General features: G+C 61.6%; 4 protein-coding genes. All 4 read right to left on the minus strand.

The window, feature by feature from the left end:
- Positions 1-103: 103 nt before the first annotated feature.
- Positions 104-658 carry an MPN domain-containing protein gene (locus tag Pan189_RS01840; protein ID WP_145362266.1) on the minus strand — a complete coding sequence of 185 codons (555 nt, stop codon included), beginning with the start codon at positions 656-658 and terminating at the stop codon, positions 104-106.
- Between the two features lie 32 nt (positions 659-690).
- Positions 691-1695: a hypothetical protein gene (locus Pan189_RS01845; RefSeq protein WP_145362267.1), complete on the minus strand. Its 1005-nt coding sequence runs from the start codon at positions 1693-1695 to the stop codon at positions 691-693.
- 78 nt (positions 1696-1773) lie between these two features.
- Positions 1774-2004 (minus strand): molybdopterin converting factor, encoded by a 231-nt coding sequence (locus Pan189_RS01850; RefSeq protein ID WP_145362268.1) that lies wholly within the window; start codon positions 2002-2004, stop codon positions 1774-1776.
- Between the two features lie 201 nt (positions 2005-2205).
- The coding region (locus Pan189_RS01855) for a hypothetical protein (protein WP_310820950.1) at positions 2206-3059 on the minus strand (854 nt) is incomplete at its 5' end.

Genomic DNA, 3059 nt, shown 5'->3' on the forward strand with positions numbered 1-3059 from the left:
GATCACCGTCACCGGCGATTCAATAAGTCTCTCCTCGGGCACCAGCCCGCTCTGCCGCATTAAACGGCTTCTCATCCTCCCACCTCCAGTCCCAGTCGAAGTTCTATTCGTCGAAGAATTCATCCCGGTCGACGAGGTCCGGGCCGCAGACCGTCTGCGGCTCAAGCACCGTGAGATTGGCATCCAGTTCGGCCTGCCACGACTCGTGATCGGTGCCCTCGAACGGATGATCGAAGGTCACGTCGGCCCCGAGGTCGAGCGAGAAGCCCGGCTCGTGGCCGAAGCGAAGCCGGCCGTAGCAGCGTTCGTTCTCGGCGAGGATGAACATCACCGCCCAGTCAGCGCGGCCGAAGCAGCGGTCGAACGTCTGCTCATCCACGCCGCTCGGTGTCGGTGAACGACCCGGGTGCGTGTGAATCCAGACCCGCGCGAACTCGGCCGGGCTGCGACCGAGTTCGACCTGCTCGTCGAAGAAGTCGGCCACGCCGACATCGTCCATCGACGTGAAGGCCGTCTCGCCCGTCTGCGGTACGAGGACGATGTCCTCCACGCAGAGCGGGTCGTCAGCGGGCGTGATGCCGAAGCCGCTGACCTCGACATCAACGGCTTCGCGAAGAAACAGCAGCTTCGCCCAGGCGTAGGGCGTGAAGCGGAGCACGGCCGCGGAGAGATCAATCGGAGCATCCCGTCTTATACCGGCACCTCCTCTCGAACCAGTACCGAGTCGGAAGCTTCAGCCGACTCAGCAGCATTCGCTTCCGCTTCCTCGGCCGCCTGCTCGGCGAGCTCTTCTTCGAGAGCCCTCCGGCAGTCCTTGCAGTAGCCCTCGCCGTCCTCCGCACAGCCGCGACAGAGACGTTCGCCACATTCGCCATCGCAGGAGGTCACACACGCCGCACAGTAAATGCCGTCGCAGTCGACGCAGCGTTCCCGGCAGCCATCACAGATCGTCGTGGAGCAGCCTTCGCAGCCCCACGCGTCCTCTTCATCGATGCCGCTGCCGCAGTCGCCGCAGCTGCATTCGGGACGGTCCCAGTCTTCGACCGAGACGTAGGGACTCGCCGAGTTGTAGGTCGCAAGCACGCTGCCCACGATCTGGAAGAAGTCGGCCAGGCGTCCTTCGGCAATCGCCTTCGCGATCGCCAACCGGGCGTCCCCTTCGCAGAGTGCCCCGTTCTGAACGTGCGGGTGATGGCAGTCGCTGTCACACGCGGCCGGATGCGGATCGAGAGCCTCGACAATGTAAGGCTGCGAACGGGCCAGCGACTTCCAACAGAACTTAACCCGGAACGGACCGAGATAGAGGCCTTCCAGTTCGACCGGTTCCGTCGTGACCGAGATGATGCATGAGCCGAAATCGATCTCGACTTCCGGGAAGTCGTGTTCGAGAGCCTTCAAGTCAAGGGCGATCTCGTACGGCGACATTAATCGCTGTCCCGCGAACTCCTCGTTGAGCTGCCGTCGCTGATCGTCAAGGACGTCGATCAGATTAATCAGTCGGCCTCGAAACTGCCGCCTGAGGCGGAGTGCCGCGAGCGGGTGCTTCAGCAATCGGGCTCGGTTACTTAATCGCAGCGAGTCACGGCACTCATCCCACATCCGCTCCGGCAATTCGACCGGGGCGTGCGCCTCGTGCCGCTGCCGGAGCCGTTCGTGCATCTTGAGAGCCGCTCGGGCGGCCTCTCTGGTCTCCATAGTTGGTCTCCTTAATGAAAGCAGCCGGGCCAACGGCATGCGTCGACCCGGCTGCGGTGGTTGGTGAAAGTGAGGGCGTCACGCCGCGTGAACAGCTCCTTCAATCTTGGTCGGCGTAATCGAGACGCGATCGCCCTCGGTCAGTTCCTGCTCCGCCGAAGCGGGAAGGCGATTGACACGGATGAGGTAGTCCCGCGGCGACCCGTGGGGAATGTGCTTGGCGAACAGCTGCGAGGTCGTGGTGCCATCAGCCACTTCGACCCAGTCCGCGAATCCGCCACCGTCGTTGTTAATCAGCATGATCTTCATAGGTTCGTTCCCTGGTTTAGAAATTGATGATGTTGTCAGTCAGCGCATGAAAAGAGCCGGCACACAGGCCGGCTCTGGGTTGGAAGAGCGAGTCGTCGTTTCCGCTATAGATTCCGCTTCAAGAAGGCCTCCTTTCGATTGGGATTAAGGGTTTAGACGACTAATTCGCTCCATGGATATATGCCACAGAATCCGGCTGAATTAAGCAGTGGCCGATGACCATGTCGCATCGGGTATCGATCCCACTCCCTTACGACGTGTTGTGGTTTCGTGACGCTGTAACATTGCAGTCACCAACCTCGAATCCGCAAAAGCGTGCTCCAACTCTTGCCAGAGCGTCTCTACCCGCGTGTGCGTGTGAACGGCGGTCATGCCGGGGCCGGTGCGATGCTTACCGCCGTCTTCGGGGGTGTGGCCCATCAATAGATTGCAGAGGAGTGGATCGACGCGCCGTTGCTGTTGCGTCGCGGCGAAGAGGTGCCGGAAGGTCTTAGGCGTAGCGAGTTCGGGTCGACAGCGAACGTGCGGCAGTCCCTCATCACGGTCAAAGTTTTCAACGAACAAGTGCACGACTTCGCCCGGACGCATCCGCGTGAAGGCCAACGTCGCAGCGATCGGGAAGAGCCACTCATCGGCTGCGGCGAGCAACTCGGCCACCGAACGGACCGGCGATCTATTAAGGAAATCGATCAGGTGCTGTGTGGCGGTGCGATAGCGTCGCAGGGTCTGCAGTGACGATCGGCGGACATGCTCGTGGTAGTCGAGCCAGCGGCAGCGAAGCTCGTCGATACCGATTCGATCAAAGGTCAGTAGAGCCGTCTGTCCTGACTCCAGCTGGCCGTTGATCTGGGCCGCCGTCTGGCGGGCTTCATCGAGTGACGGGCCAACCCTCGGACGCTGACGCTGGCCCTGTTCGTGATAGGTCAGGTACCACACCCGACCGCGGAGATCGCCGCGCACGCGACCGATCCGGAAGCTTTTTTTCTGGGGCATCGAGACATCTTTCGGAGAACGCCCCCGCCACAAAACGCCACAAATGACGCCACAAACGGGTC

This window comes from Stratiformator vulcanicus, from assembly GCF_007744515.1.
Classification (GTDB): domain Bacteria; phylum Planctomycetota; class Planctomycetia; order Planctomycetales; family Planctomycetaceae; genus Stratiformator; species Stratiformator vulcanicus.

Bases quoted from the DNA above. Each gene is read 5' to 3' on its own strand.
- Pan189_RS01850 (WP_145362268.1), bottom strand. From the start codon at position 2,004: ATGAAGATCATGCTGATTAACAACGACGGTGGCGGATTCGCGGACTGG.
- Pan189_RS01845 (WP_145362267.1), bottom strand. From the start codon at position 1,695: ATGGAGACCAGAGAGGCCGCCCGAGCGGCTCTCAAGATGCACGAACGG.